The following is a 14,050-nucleotide window of genomic DNA, read 5'->3' as shown; positions in this document are numbered from 1 at the left end:
TTCCTGCGCAAGCAGGAAGCCAGGAACAAGCGCAATAAATTGAGCTTTTAAAAAGCTTTAAAGTACTGGATTCCTGCTTGTGCAGGAATGACATACAACACCTCTACTGAATACAAAAACAATGCATAAAAATTATCTAGAACAATTACAAAAATTACCGATTACTTTAATTTTACTAATTAGCTTAATTTGCTGTATTGGTTTCATTGTGCTTTATTCTGCAGCAAATAGTAATTTGCAGCCCTGGGCTTATAAACAAATTATAAATTTTTGTATATTCTTGCCTTTAGCTATTATTATTGCATTAATTGATTTACGCATAATATTTAGGTTATCGTATATCTTTTATTTGTGCGTACTCGCTTTACTAGTAGCCGTGGAGCTTTTCGGCTCAACTGCCATGGGCGGTAAAAGATGGATTGATATCGGTATAGTTAAGCTTCAACCTTCCGAACCGATAAAAATCGCCGTTGTACTAATGCTTGCTAGATATTTCCATTCACTAACAATTGATGATCTTACAAAATTTCATAAAGTTATTATACCGATTATAGGAGTTTTAATACCGGCTTTTCTAATAATTAGAGAACCAGATTTAGGTACGGGAATGATTGTTTTAATTGTTTCGGCAATTATATTTTTTGCGGCAGGTCTTAGAATAAAATATTTTATAATACTAGGTCTTGCTGCTCTTATTAGCCTACCTATTGCTTGGAATATGATGTATGATTATCAAAAAAAACGGGTAATGGTTTTTTTAGATCCCGAACATGATCCGCTCGGTGCTAGTTATAATATTATTCAGTCTAAAATCGCTATAGGTTCAGGTAGCCTATTTGGACGCGGTTTAAATCAAGGTAGCCAAAGCCATTTGGATTTTCTTCCCGAACATCAAACTGACTTTATCTTTGCTACCTTCGCTGAAGAGTTCGGCTTTATAGGAGGAATGTTTTTACTAATATTATATTTTGCACTTATAACTATTTCTTTATTAATTGCCGCAAATTGCCGAGAGATTTTTAGTAAATTAATGGTAATAGGTATTACTTCAATCTTATTTATTCACGTATTTATTAATATAGCTATGGTTATGGGCTTGCTTCCCGTAGTAGGCGTACCGCTACCGTTTATTTCTTACGGCGGAACAATGATCGCATCCATGTTAATCGGCTTTGGGCTTGTGATGAATGCTCAGGTACACAGACATACCGCTTTAAACTAGTGCAATTATATTGACAAAATGGATAACATAAATTAATAATAAGTTGCACTTCACTTTCTGATTTTCGTATAAAGCGAAATTTCCTATTGACTTTTATATAAAACAGTATAGATTTCTTTACAATTTAATTTTTTATAAAGAATTTATGCTCGGCTATGAAAAAGCACAAACAAGTTTAAATAGAGAACCAAAACAAGCATGAGGTATTTTGTCTATTGGCACTTTTCTTGAATATTTTGATTTATATTTATATGTACATATGGCAGCAGTGCTTCTCAACGAGCTTTTCCTCAAGCTGATCCTCAAACTGCTCTAATCTATGAAGCAGCTGCATTATGTTCAACATATGTATTTAGACCGATAGGAGCATTAATCTTTGGTTGGCTTGGTGATAATATAGGAAGAAAATCAACTATAATAATAACTACTTTGCTTATGACTATAGCTTGTTTTATTATGGCAAATCTTCAGCTTATGATGAAATAGGAATTGTAGCTACATGGGTTATGATAGCATGCCTTATGGCACAAGGCATATCCTCAATGGGGCAAGTAATAGGAGCAGATGTATATTTAACTGAATTTATTAAACTACCTGTACAATATCCAACTGTAGCAACTTTAGATAGTTTTTGTATATTAGGTGGTTTTGGAGCATTATGCTTAGCTTCTTTAGTTACTTCATTTGGTTTTAGTTGGCGTATAGCTTTTTTAATCGGTGCTGGAATCACTATAGTAGGAGTCATCGGGAGAACTTCGCTTAGAGAGACACCGGAGTTTGTGGATGCTAAACGATATTTAAGAAAAACTTTAGAACAAGCTAATATTGATCCTAAGAAGATAAAAGTAATATTAAAACTATTATAGCGTTTTTTTTTATTAGATTGTACAGGTCCTGTAGCATTTTATGTATCATATATTTATTGTGCTAATATATTAAAAATACTGTGAATTATAGCCCTGCAGAAATTATTCATCAAAATTTATTTGTAGCACAGTTTAATTAATTGTTGTTTTATTTCATGTGCCTCTATATACACAACAATTTTTACAACACTAATTAAACTTTCCTCATTTTTTCAGGTGATTTAGCACCTAAAGTTTGTAAATTATACATTCTGTCAAAGAACTTTATTAATACTGTATCATATCTTTTTTGTCTAACTAACAAATTCAGACCTTTCTCACTACTTATTTTTCCGTAAGGTTTTATTCTAGTTAAACCCTCTACGTGCTTTGCTACTTCCGGTCCAATAGTTATTACTTCTTCAGTCAGTGCTATATCTTCAATAGTATCATGCAGTAAAACAGCTTGCAGCATAATAGCATTATAAAGCTTAGGAGCTTCTTCGGCTACAAACTCTGCGAGCATAATCGCTACTTCAATCGGGTGAGAATAATAAGGATCGCCTAATTGACGTATTTGTAAGTCGTGATACTTGCGAGCGTAGTAGATACCTTTTTTAACTTCTTCTATATCAACAGGATTTTTTACTTTAGCATTTAAATATTCGATGTTGTCTAATAGTTTTTGAGCGTAAACGCAAGTTTCAAACTTTTCTTTCCAAGAGCTTAAATCTTCCATAAAAGTCATTTCTTATTTTTATTAATAATAGTTGATTACAATTAAAACAAAAATTAAAAATTGTAATAATAAATAGCTTTTTAATCCTAAAGAAGCATAGTAATTTTAACCTTTTGGTATTTAAGCAACTTCATTATGTTTTATTAGTGCTGTTATTACTTATCCCGTATAAAGCTTATCTGCCAAAAACTTTCTTCTTTATATTATCTTCTTCTAAAAAATATATCACTTTTTTCATTCAATATATCATCACGGTTTGTATATAAAGATTCAATAAATAAAATAGAGTCCTTTAAAGCTAGTTGCACAGCTATATTATCCTGATCATGTCTTTCTATAGCTTTAGAAAGCCTAAATTCTTTAACTACATTACCTAATTCTTTTATATTAGCTCGAAATCTAGTAGAATCAGAATTTGATATAGGTGTTTTTGAGAGATTTATTATTTCGTTTCTACGTGCTTGTGTTTTAATAATAACTATTTTCTTTAAGTTATCGTCTAAATCTTCCATTCCAATTTTATTGCGAATAATATCGTTTATACTAATTACTTTATTTCCATGCTTTCTCTCATGCCTTGCTGCTACTATACTGCAAGCCACATCTGTTAATATATCTATTAAGAAACTTTGCGTTATTAAATCTATACCTTTTACTAATATTTTTATTATACCCTCTTGCTCATTAATATTATTTTTAAATATTTTAGTTTCAGCAATACAGCAAGCATTTATGATATTTTTATATTCCAATAAAATGCATTACAGTAATCGTATAATAATGGGCTTTCTTGTACTAAACTTTCAATTTCTCTAAAGATTTCTGCTTTTTGCATTGTTCCACTATAGTGTTTTATTGTGGCTATCTATCTTAATTTCATAGGCACCTAATCTTTTATTTGCCCCGGCATCTAGTAATTTAAAATTACTGGTTTTCAACCTTATTTTTGCATCTTGAATTATTTCACTTGCAAACTTCATCTTACTACTATATTTAAATATCTGTTTTTCTTCTTCAGGCTTAAGCTTTTCATTCTTAATAAAGCAATCACATTGTTCTTGGGCTGCTAATTCGTTAAATAGTTGCCCTCTTAGTTCTGTGTTAATTTCTGCTGGATAAATAGTGGCTATTTTCTTTAAATTATCCTCACCAAATTTATATATTAGATGATCACTGAAAATACTTCACTTATCTTTATTATCACCTGCATAAGATAAAATATATTTTCAGTTGTAATACTACTTACGTAATTAATATCACTTGCTGCTATTTTAAGAGCTAATCCTTTGTTTAGGAATAGAGGTTTATTTTATATTGTTCTGCTAACGGAGCATCTGTTTCTGCAAGTAATTTAGTTATAAACTCCTCTAAACTTACTATTTTGCTTGCTGAATTATCGGTTGTAAATATTTCATAGTTTCTATCTTCAAATATTATCTTGCCTTCTATTCCTGGTGCTTTACTAACCGATACCGTAAAAGTAAAATTATATTTCTTTATACTATTTAAAATAAACTTACGCTCAACTCATTTATCACACCGCTTTTTAATATGCTTTTACATATTTCTTTTAAAAAGATTTGCGTTTCGCTTATATTCGGTAATTCGTTAAAACTCGCAATAAACCATTCTATTACTTCAGGATTTTTACTTTTTTCATATTCTTGAGTGATGTAATCGGTTATTGTGTGTAGAGTAGTTTTGGCGTCTATTTCTAAATATAAATCCTTATCAAAAATTTGAGTTCTATGTAGATCAATTATTTTTATTAACCTATTAACTTGTTTATAACTAGCTTTATCAAATGATCTTACATTTATTATATTAATTAAACTTACAGCAACTGCATACTTAGCATATCTGTCAACATAAGGGTCACTGAGTATATCTTTGAACACTTTAAATGCTTCTTCTACCGGTTTTACCTTTCCTAATTCAACTAAACTTAAAGCAGACTCGGATTTGTCAGAATTACTAAATAAATTTTTCAGTATTTTAGATACGTCATGTGATATATTGGGGTTTATTTGTATTATCCAACCTAGGATTTTGGCGATTGTGAATTCAATATAATTACTAGGGTTATTAAGTAGTGTATTCAATATTTTTAATGTCTCTTGGGCTAAACTAGGATTTATACGTACTGTTTCAGTTAAGCTCCAAATAACTACAATAATGTTAAACTTGGTACAATATATATTAACTATAAGCTTACAACAGCCGTAGCCTTAATATAAATATTAGAATCATTTAGTAGATCTTGCAGTGTATTTAAAGCTTATTGTTCATACATTACACTTAGCATTTCAGTTAAGCTTCTCGAGTAGCTTGATATAAAATTTCATTATTAGGGTTACCAAATAGTTATTCTGATTTTAAACATTGCACAGTATCAAATTTGACATAATTAGGCATTACGGATTAGTGTTTTCAATATGTTCAATGCTTCTTTTACTAAACTAGGCTTTGCCTTTACTATTTCAACTAAAACTGAAACTGCCTCGAACTTGAAATTTTCTATAGGATCATTAAATAATTCTTGCAGTGCATTAAATGCCTTGGGTGCTATATTAGGTGTTGTATTTACTATCTTAACTAAGCTTTTAGTAACTAAGTATTTGTTGTATAATTTTTTTTACCTGATTTAATATTTTTATATCTAAATTAGGCATAATATTAATTATTTCAATCAATATTATATTTACATATTCATTTAATACCTTTTTATTTAATAACGGTATTATTTTTTTTTAACTTTCCTGTAATACTGTCTTATCTATCGTCTCATCTCATATTTGGGCTAATTTTTGTAATTGTTCATCTTTAATTTCTAATAGGCTTGTTAACTTCTTATAAATTTTTGTTTTACTGCCCCATTCATTTCTTATTTGCTAATCCTGTGATGATTCCTATAACTTTTTTAAATTCTTGAGGGTCAGTTTTTTTATTTTGTAATTTTTCATTTACTGTTTTAACAATCGCTTCCGATAAATAACCACTGTCTATTATATGTTGTTCCCAACCTGTAATATCTTTTAGCACAACTTCATCTATTAAATTTTGTATTTGTTTTAAATTCGGTATTCTACTATCAAATTTCCCGTTAATGTTGCTTTGAGCTAATAAATGCATTAAGAGTATAATCTTTCTTTCAATCCCTAACTCTAATATCCTATCCACATTACATGTTACAGCTTTCCAAAATATTTCTATTAACTCTTGATTATTTTCATTACTTACCATCCCTGCTAGAAACTTCAGAGTCATTAGATATTTCGGATCGTTTCGATGCGCACCTATAAAATTTGCTGCTTTATATTTTGTGTTGTTATCTGCTAACTGATTTTTTAAATAACATGCAGCTAGATATTCTTGAAATGTTAAATGAATAAATTGAAAATTTTGCCCTTCTATTCTTAATATCCCTTGTTCTATAACTTCGTCTATATCTAATATATCTTTCTTGCTTTCTACTACTTTGTTCTCTACTCACTTCCCTGTTGCAACAAACGACTCATAAGCTATTTGCTCTAAAAAACTCATTTTGTTTTTTAAGTGATTATTAGCTTCAGTTTTATTTTTATATTTAAGTCGTTTATATAGTGAAATAATAAACTGGCTTAATAATAGGCATCTAGAAAAAAAACAAATTATTATTTCACTATATAAACGACTTATATTAAAATCTTGATTACTGTTTTTTTTGAAATTTATCCCTTATTTCTTGATCGCTCCAAATCAAACATATTAATGCAGTATTGATAGGAACTGCACATATTTCTTTTATTTGGCCATGAGTATCCAAAAAGATTTTTAATGGTGTTCCAAGCTCTTTATCATACTCAAAATTTTTATGTACATATTGCTCTATTCCCTCACTATCCCAGCCTGTATTGTCTACTTTCTGCTCAAATCTGTTGCTCATTTCTTCTATAACCGCATTAGGCCTAGAACTCATTACGATATTTTTATACTGAAATACCGAATCCATAATATCTCGGTCATCACGATTACTCTGTGATAAAAACGCTACCTCATCATAACCATCCAGTAGTAATAATATCCTATCTTTATCTTGTATGCTTTTTATATCTTCAAGTTTTATATCGTTAGAATCTAAACAATAATGGACAAAACAACTTAGTATATCGTCATCTATATTAGTACCATAACGTACTGTCCAGCTTAACAATTCCTTTAACCTGATTCTAAATACATAATCAAATTTGTTGTTCCATAGTTTTTCTTTTCCCCATTTATAAGATAGATAATGCATTAACGTGGTTTTACCTATTCCTGCACTACTGAGTAACAATACTTTACCTATATCAACTTGCATTCTGTTTATTTTCTCAACTATATTTTTTATTTCTGAGGTACTTTTATTAGTTAGATTTCTGCGAAGTATCGCAAACTTATTTTCTTCATTTAGTGACTTAGCTATATTATCAATTTTTTCTTCTTGAACTTGATAATTTTTATCAAACAACTCCCTTATCTTTTCTTCCGTATCTATGGCTTTAAAAATATTCTCTATTTCTGCCGGTGATGAGACAGAAGTAGATTTCGGTACGTGGGCTAGTCCTTTTGTCGGCAATAGTCCTCAAAAGGCACAAAATAATCTAAGCGGTTATAAATATAACTCAACCAGCAGTACTGTCGGTTTTGATAGTTGAATAGGCGATGATTTCTTACTTGGCGTTGCTAGTGCATGGCAAACGAACTCTTACGACTGATATGGCACTGAGATTAGGTAAATATTTTCACACTTCAGCCCAGTTATGGATTAATTTACAAGCAAGATATGATTTAAAATTAGCCTAGCGTAATGAATGGCCTCATATTAAAATCGTATTCGTACTATGGAAGCAGCAAGAAAAGCTAGTTGATCATTTCCTAGCAACGGCAAAAGATTCAGGATGTCTTATGGCAATATCGATATCCTGCATAAATCTTATTCTTATACTGTCGCTTGTACCAAGTGCATAAGGGTTAACTAACACATCTAATACTCCCCATTGCCCGACATAAAATATTAAATAATACTTTTTATCACGGAGTAATACATTATAAAAAAGGCAACAAATACTACCCTCATATTTACAAGCCTATTGTTACTAAAGAATTATAGAACAAATAGAAAAAGTTTTTGCATCAATGTATATTGAGCCTGATTTATTGAGCAAAATAATTAAAAGTGTTAAAGAATCGGCAAAATATGAAAAAGATTATTATAACACAAGAATAACAGAATGAAATAAAGAGCTTATCAGTGTAAAAAATAGCCTTGATAAGCTTAGAAGTAAACTTTTAGAAGGTATATTTACAAATGAAGAATACGAAGAAGATAAATATAAATTAACAACACGTCGTGATAAAGTAATGTTAGAGATAGCAGAGCATAATAAAGGTGATGATTGTTTTACGGACAAAATGATAGATGTACTAAATTTAGTTGCCAATGCACATCAATATTTTGTTTTGTCGAATGCTGAGGGAAAAAGACACCTAATAAAAACTGTGTTTTCAATTAAATTAACAGGCAAAAAGCTTGACTTTATGCTGCATTCGCCGTTTGATTCATTCGTAAAGTTGTCAAAAATTGAGGAATGGCTCCCCGGGCCGGACTCGAACCAGCGACCGAACGGTTAACAGCCGTTTGCTCTACCACTAAGCTACCGAGGAACATTAGAAGCATCTGGAAGATTCAGATACTTTCTTATAACAAATCTTTATTATAACGTCTAGCGTTTTCTTTATATAAAATAAAAAAGTTTTATTCATCACCTATTTTTAAAGCTGCAATAAACGCAGCTTGCGGAATTTCGATATTACCGTACTGTCTCATTCTCTTTTTACCTGCTTTTTGTTTCTCAAGTAATTTACGTTTACGACTTATATCACCGCCGTAACATTTAGATAAAACATCTTTACGTAGGGCTTTAATAGTCTCACGAGCGATAATACGACTACCTATACTTGCTTGAATTGCTATATCAATCTGCTGTCTCGGTATTAAATCCTTTAACCTTACGCATAATGCCCTCCCCCTTTGCTCGGCACGTGAGCGGTGTACGATTGTGGATAGTGCATCAACCACCTCTGCGTTAACCAAAATCCCAAGCTTAACAAGTTCGGAAGGTTCATAAACATCCATTTGCCATTCAAAACTTGCATAACCTTTAGAACAGCTTTTTAAACGATCGTAGAAATCGTAAACTATCTCATTTAGCGGTAATTTATAAATTATTTTAGCCCTATTTGCTATATAGCTATGATCAAGCTGCATCCCTCTCTTTTCCGTACAAAGCGATAGTACCGCACCTAAAAACTCATCAGGTACCATTATAGTTGCCTTAATCCAAGGCTCTTCCATTGATTCGATTTTTTGTAAATCAGGCAAATCTGCTGGGTTATGTATCTCTAAGTCCTCACCGTCCCGCATATGAATTTTATACACCACGCTTGGAGCGGTAGTGATTAAATCTAAATCGAATTCCCTACTTAAACGTTCTTGTATTATCTCTAAATGTAACAGCCCTAAAAAGCCACATCTAAAACCTACTCCGAGTGCCGAAGAGCTTTCCATTTCATACTCAAAACTAGCATCATTAAGGCGTAATTTAGCCAGTGAATCCTTTAGATGCTCAAATTCCGAGCTATCCGTTGGATAAAGACCACAAAACACTACGGGTAAGTTTGGTTTAAAACCCGGTAGAGCTTGCTCACAAGGCTTTTTTTCATCAGTGATAGTATCCCCAACTTTACAATCCGCTACTTGCTTTATAGCCGCAGTAAAGAAGCCGATTTCGCCTGCATGCAGAACATCCGAAATATGTTTTTTCGGAGTAAAATAGCCAACATTCTCAACGGTATAAACTGAGTTAGTAGCCATCATTTTAATACGCATATTCTTACGTAAGTAGCCATCAATAACACGTACTAAAATAACCACGCCAAGATATGGGTCATACCAACTATCAACAAGCAAAGCTTTCAAAATATCAGAACTACTTTCTTTTGGCGGAGGTAATTTATTTACTATAGCCTCTAAAACTAAATCAATCCCTATACCGCTTTTAGCAGAGATTAGCACAGCCTCACTTGTATCGATTCCGATTATATCCTCTATTTGCTGCTTAACCTGTTCAGGTTCTGACGCCGGTAGGTCAAGCTTGTTAAGCACCAGTACAATCTCATGATCATTCTCGATTGCTTGGTAAACATTGGCAAGCGTTTGTGCTTCTACTCCTTGCGTACTATCAACTACCAATAACGAGCCTTCACAAGCAGCAAGTGACCTACTAACTTCATAAGCAAAATCGACATGCCCGGGAGTGTCCATTAGATTCAAATAGTAGGTGTTACCGTCTTTAGCTTTATATACAAGCCGCACGGTTTGTGCCTTAATAGTTATACCTCTCTCTTTTTCAATATCCATCGAATCTAGCACTTGCTGGCTCATTTCCCTAGCCTGCAAGCCGCCGCAATGTTCAATTAACCTATCGGCTAACGTAGATTTACCGTGATCAATATGGGCGATTATTGAGAAGTTCCTTATATATTTTTGATGATTCATAATTATTGTGATATAATTTGCATTTGTTTATTGTCTGTTATCCCGCGATCAAGTCGCAGAATGACACTAAACTACGATAATATATAACAAAATCGAACTTTATAACAGGAAAAAATAATGCGAGCTGAAATAGAAAATTATGTAAAAAAAATTGAGCAGTCTTTAGAACTACTTTGGAGGTCACTTTGACGTTGAAGCATCAACTGAAAGACTGAACGCGTTAGAAGAGTTAACAGCCGATCCTAGTTTATGGAATGATCAGGCTAATGCTCAAAAATTACTGCGAGAAAAAAGTAATCTAGAAGAAAAACTAAACGCTTTTAATAAACTCAAATCCAATTTAAAAGATGCTTTAGAACTTGAAGAAATGGCTGAAGCCGAAAACGATTTAGAAACACTTTCACAAATTGAACAGGACTTAAAAAATTTAAGCATCATTGCTGCCAAATTTGAAACGGAATGTTTGTTTTCAGGTGAAGCAGACGGTAATAATTGCTTTTTAGAGATTAATGCTGGAGCCGGGGGAACTGAAAGCCATGACTGGGCGTCTATTATGATGCGTATGTATTTGCGTTTTGCCGAAAGACTCGGCTTTAAAACCGAAATAATCAATATGATTAACGGCGAAGAGGCAGGCATTAAATCATGCACGATTAGGATAATAGGAAAGCATGCTTACGGCTGGTTTAAGACCGAAACTGGCGTTCACAGATTAGTGCGTATTTCTCCGTTTAATGCAGCCGGTAAAAGAATGACTAGCTTTGCAAGTAGCTGGGTATATCCCGAAATTGATGATAATATAGCAATTACTATTGAGGATAAAGATTTAAGAATCGATACTTTTAGAGCATCGGGAGCCGGCGGGCAGCACGTTAATACTACCGATTCAGCTGTACGTATCACTCATATACCGACCGGTACGGTAACACAATGCCAAAGCGATAGATCGCAGCATAAAAATAAAGCTCAAGCTATGAAAATGCTTCAAGCCAAACTCTATGAGCTTGAAATGCAAAAACGTACCGATAGCGTTAACGAGCAGAATGCCGCTAAAACCGATAATAGCTGGGGACATCAAATTAGATCATATGTTTTGCAACCTTATCACATGGTAAAAGATTTACGTACTGATTATGAAACTTCCGATACTAAAGGAGTGCTTGACGGTGACCTTGAAGAATTTGTTTCCGCAAACCTTGCTATGAATGTGGGTGGTAAGAAGTAGTGAAAATCAATGAGCAATACTTTAAGTAATGAATCATATACTAATTTAATTAAAAATTTAAAACAAGAAATTAGCAAAGCTCGTATTAGAGCCCATTTAGCAGCAAATAAAGAATTGATAGTTCTTTATTAGCATATAGGAAAATTAATTTTAGAACGTCAGAATAAAGAAAAATGGGGATCAAAAGTGATTCAAAATATTTCTGATGATTTGCGTAAAGAATTTCCTAAAATGAAAGGATTATCATATCAAAACCTTTCTTATATGCGTCAGTTTTTTGCAGAATATAATAATGACCAAATTCTCCAACAGGCGGTTGGAGAAATCCCATGGAGTCATAATATTATTATTTTTTCAAAACTAAAAAATATAAATCAAAGAATTTGGTATGCACAACAAACCATCGAAAATGGTTGGTCAAGAAATGTATTATCTTTGCAAATTAAAAGTAATTTACATGAAAGGTCAGCGAAAAAGGTATAAATAACTTTTCCAATACTTTACCTGAGCTACAGTCCGATTTAGCCAGGTCGATTATAAAAGAACCGTATAACTTAGAATTTTTAGATATTCAAGGTAAAATAATAGAACGAGATTTAGAAAATAAATTGATAGATAATATTAAAAACTTTTTATTAGAGTTAGGACAAGGTTTTGCATTTGTTGGCAATCAGTATCATATAGAACTTGAGGGAGAAGATTATTATTTGGATTTAGTTTTTTATCACATAAAACTCAAATGCTATGTATGTTGTTATTGAATTAAAAACCGGCAAGTTTAAGCCGGAATATGCCGGTAAACTAAATTTTTATCTTAATTTAATGGAGCGCACAATTAAAGATAATTCGGACAATCCTACAATTGGATTAATTTTGTGCGAAGAAAAACAAGGTATTACTGTAGAATACGCTATAGAAGGCATCCAAAAACCAATAGGAGTATCACAATTTAAGCTTACAGCAACATTACCTAAAAAGCTTGAAAAATTCCTGCCTACCCCTCAAGATCTAGCAAAACTAAAAAGCGAATAAATTACTAAAAGTTATTTTTCTTGATACCATGGTCAAGCCTTGGTATGACCTCTTCATATTTCAACCTTATTATTTTTATCGCAACATGAAAAACTAGAAAAACTTTACTACTGCTATTTCTATATTTATTATAGCTATAGTCTCGGTTCTAGGATTTCAGAGTTATCAAAAATTTACTCAAGATAAACATTTTGAGCAGGTAATAACCGTAAATAATCTAGAGTTTGATCCTGCTAATGAAAAAATCCGCAAGACATTCTTATATCAAAATACCTATCAATTCCGATACTCAAAATATAGAGGCTGCAGATAAAGAGGACGGATATAATAGGATGAGGCTTGGCATAGATAGAGATTGCAAGAGAAGTAGCAAATAAAAAACTTGATAAGCAAATATCTAGCCTAACATATGAAGAATTGCAAAAATACGGACCGATGATTTTGTTTAACGGCGGAGCGTATGATATAAATTACTACAAGAAGCGCTTGATAAAAATATTATTACCGATTATCCAAAAGAAAATTTTTATATTTTTACGCTGCCGGAATACCAAACCAATACCGGCGCGGACAATTTAACACTCTATATAAAGAGCATGAAAACGGTAATATTGACTTAAGTAATGCCGAAATTGCTATTGTTACTCATGCTTATCATTTTCCGCGTGTTAATCGATATTTTGATAACAAACCGAATTTTGACTTCTTCTTTATTCATAACACTAAACCTATAATTTTCTTAGTCGATCGAAAATTTGAAACCATAGGAGTAGATAATGAACTAAAGCATGAGCTAATAAAACTACCTAACTATATATAGAGAAAGGTTTTGTTTCAGAAAAATTAGCAATGCTTGATTAATTAATGACTATCTCTCTTGCTTCTTGTTCTTTAATCTCAATACGAGGTAGAATAATAGTAAGTATTCCATTCTTAAGGCTTGAAGAGATATTTGCCTGATCTACATCTTCATATAATGATATTACATAATTAAAATTTTTATTCATATAATTATCTGAATAATCAGCTTTATTTTTTTCTTCTATATTCCCTGTAATAAATAATTTATTACCGTTTACTTTAACCTTAATTTGACTTTTATCAAAGCCAGGTACTTCCATAACAATAATATACTGCTTATCTTTAGTAATAAAATTGCTTTTTATGCTATTAGATTCATAAAGCGGCAATCTATTTTTAAATAAATTATCAATATTTGTAATTTGATTATCTATTAAATCTGCTACCTGACGCAGTGGCGTTGCATTACCGGCATCATAATTCTTATTAGCTATTGCAATATTACTAGATAAAATCATAGCTGCTATAGACGGAATATATAATCTTACGCTCTTTAACATAAAACCACCATTAATTTTGTTAGTTATATACTTAAATATATAAAATT

At 31.8% G+C, this 14,050-nt stretch carries 16 protein-coding genes, 1 tRNA gene and 3 pseudogenes; 12 read left to right on the top strand and 8 right to left on the bottom strand.

Annotated features, from left to right (window positions below; all coding sequences use genetic code 11):
- Window positions 1-121 precede the first annotated feature (121 nt).
- The 3 genes from rodA (at window position 122) to ACSFFC_RS04445 (ending at window position 2,088) form a co-directional block, all read left to right on the top strand.
- Window positions 122-1,222 (top strand): rod shape-determining protein RodA, encoded by a 1,101-nt coding sequence (rodA, locus tag ACSFFC_RS04455; protein WP_014273323.1) that lies wholly within the window; start codon window positions 122-124, stop codon window positions 1,220-1,222.
- A gap of 243 nt (window positions 1,223-1,465) precedes the next feature.
- Window positions 1,466-1,708 carry an MFS transporter gene (locus ACSFFC_RS04450; protein WP_324602880.1) on the top strand — a complete coding sequence of 81 codons (243 nt, stop codon included), beginning with the start codon at window positions 1,466-1,468 and terminating at the stop codon, window positions 1,706-1,708.
- On the top strand, window positions 1,669-2,088 hold the full coding sequence (locus tag ACSFFC_RS04445) for an MFS transporter (protein WP_014410518.1): 420 nt from the start codon (window positions 1,669-1,671) through the stop codon (window positions 2,086-2,088). The genes ACSFFC_RS04450 and ACSFFC_RS04445 overlap by 40 nt, the downstream gene beginning before the upstream one ends.
- Window positions 2,089-2,281: 193 nt before the next feature.
- On the opposite strand, the gene ACSFFC_RS04440 is transcribed toward ACSFFC_RS04445, so the two are convergent.
- The 5 genes from ACSFFC_RS04440 to ACSFFC_RS04420 form a co-directional block, all read right to left on the bottom strand.
- Window positions 2,282-2,806 carry an HD domain-containing protein gene (locus ACSFFC_RS04440; RefSeq protein WP_014410517.1) on the bottom strand — a complete coding sequence of 175 codons (525 nt, stop codon included), beginning with the start codon at window positions 2,804-2,806 and terminating at the stop codon, window positions 2,282-2,284.
- Window positions 2,807-3,009: 203 nt separating this feature from the next.
- Window positions 3,010-3,558: a hypothetical protein gene (locus tag ACSFFC_RS04435; protein ID WP_014410516.1), complete on the bottom strand. Its 549-nt coding sequence runs from the start codon at window positions 3,556-3,558 to the stop codon at window positions 3,010-3,012.
- A gap of 753 nt (window positions 3,559-4,311) precedes the next feature.
- A complete protein-coding gene (locus ACSFFC_RS04430; RefSeq protein ID WP_014410513.1) occupies window positions 4,312-4,908 on the bottom strand; it encodes a hypothetical protein in 597 nt (198 codons plus the stop codon).
- 775 nt (window positions 4,909-5,683) lie between these two features.
- Window positions 5,684-6,073 carry a hypothetical protein gene (locus ACSFFC_RS04425; protein ID WP_004996233.1) on the bottom strand — a complete coding sequence of 130 codons (390 nt, stop codon included), beginning with the start codon at window positions 6,071-6,073 and terminating at the stop codon, window positions 5,684-5,686.
- Between the two features lie 424 nt (window positions 6,074-6,497).
- Window positions 6,498-7,403 carry an NACHT domain-containing protein gene (locus ACSFFC_RS04420; protein WP_231282980.1) on the bottom strand — a complete coding sequence of 302 codons (906 nt, stop codon included), beginning with the start codon at window positions 7,401-7,403 and terminating at the stop codon, window positions 6,498-6,500.
- On the opposite strand from ACSFFC_RS04420, the gene ACSFFC_RS04415 reads away from it, so the two are divergent.
- Both ACSFFC_RS04415 and ACSFFC_RS04410 read left to right on the top strand, forming a co-directional pair.
- Window positions 7,333-7,482 (top strand): autotransporter outer membrane beta-barrel domain-containing protein, encoded by a 150-nt coding sequence (locus tag ACSFFC_RS04415; protein WP_315941661.1) that lies wholly within the window; start codon window positions 7,333-7,335, stop codon window positions 7,480-7,482. The two genes, ACSFFC_RS04420 and ACSFFC_RS04415, sit on opposite strands and share 71 nt — an antisense overlap.
- 7 nt (window positions 7,483-7,489) lie before the next feature.
- A complete protein-coding gene (locus ACSFFC_RS04410) occupies window positions 7,490-7,630 on the top strand; it encodes a HigA family addiction module antitoxin (RefSeq protein WP_014410510.1) in 141 nt (46 codons plus the stop codon).
- A 786-nt stretch (window positions 7,631-8,416) separates the two neighbouring features.
- Here ACSFFC_RS04410 and ACSFFC_RS04405 read toward each other — a convergent pair.
- Window positions 8,417-8,491, bottom strand: a tRNA-Asn gene (locus ACSFFC_RS04405).
- Between the two features lie 91 nt (window positions 8,492-8,582).
- The gene (gene lepA, locus ACSFFC_RS04400) at window positions 8,583-10,385 is read right to left on the bottom strand and encodes a translation elongation factor 4 (protein WP_014410508.1); all 1,803 of its coding nucleotides are present in this window, start codon (window positions 10,383-10,385) and stop codon (window positions 8,583-8,585) included.
- 117 nt (window positions 10,386-10,502) lie between these two features.
- Between lepA and prfB the strand changes: the two genes are divergently transcribed.
- From prfB to ACSFFC_RS04365, 7 genes and pseudogenes are all read left to right on the top strand, one after another.
- Window positions 10,503-11,610 (top strand): peptide chain release factor 2 gene (prfB, locus tag ACSFFC_RS04395; protein WP_155813495.1). Its coding sequence is split into 2 segments (ribosomal slippage): window positions 10,503-10,571 and window positions 10,573-11,610, totalling 1,107 coding nucleotides; the frame shifts between segments, so codons are not numbered across the junction.
- Between the two features lie 9 nt (window positions 11,611-11,619).
- The gene (locus ACSFFC_RS04390; protein WP_261763522.1) at window positions 11,620-11,742 is read left to right on the top strand and encodes a hypothetical protein; all 123 of its coding nucleotides are present in this window, start codon (window positions 11,620-11,622) and stop codon (window positions 11,740-11,742) included.
- A gap of 54 nt (window positions 11,743-11,796) precedes the next feature.
- On the top strand, window positions 11,797-12,093 hold the full coding sequence (locus tag ACSFFC_RS04385; RefSeq protein WP_041472193.1) for a DUF1016 N-terminal domain-containing protein: 297 nt from the start codon (window positions 11,797-11,799) through the stop codon (window positions 12,091-12,093).
- Window positions 12,090-12,302 (top strand): annotated as a pseudogene (locus tag ACSFFC_RS04380) (PDDEXK nuclease domain-containing protein); the annotation flags it as partial. The gene ACSFFC_RS04385 and the pseudogene ACSFFC_RS04380, both read left to right, overlap by 4 nt.
- Window positions 12,303-12,317: 15 nt before the next feature.
- Window positions 12,318-12,642, top strand: a pseudogene (locus ACSFFC_RS04375) (PDDEXK nuclease domain-containing protein).
- A 236-nt stretch (window positions 12,643-12,878) separates the two neighbouring features.
- Window positions 12,879-13,019: a hypothetical protein gene (locus ACSFFC_RS04370; protein ID WP_014410506.1), complete on the top strand. Its 141-nt coding sequence runs from the start codon at window positions 12,879-12,881 to the stop codon at window positions 13,017-13,019.
- A 58-nt stretch (window positions 13,020-13,077) separates the two neighbouring features.
- Window positions 13,078-13,262 (top strand): annotated as a pseudogene (locus ACSFFC_RS04365) (hypothetical protein).
- A gap of 237 nt (window positions 13,263-13,499) precedes the next feature.
- Here ACSFFC_RS04365 and ACSFFC_RS04360 read toward each other — a convergent pair.
- Entirely contained in the window at window positions 13,500-14,003 is a 504-nt protein-coding gene (locus tag ACSFFC_RS04360) for an Hsp20/alpha crystallin family protein (RefSeq protein ID WP_012719531.1), read from the bottom strand.
- Window positions 14,004-14,050 lie beyond the last annotated feature (47 nt).

Source organism: Rickettsia parkeri (assembly GCF_051427245.1).
Taxonomy (GTDB): domain Bacteria; phylum Pseudomonadota; class Alphaproteobacteria; order Rickettsiales; family Rickettsiaceae; genus Rickettsia; species Rickettsia rickettsii.
The sequence above is the reverse complement of the archived record's forward strand: the minus strand, read 5'-3'. Positions and strand labels throughout refer to the sequence as shown.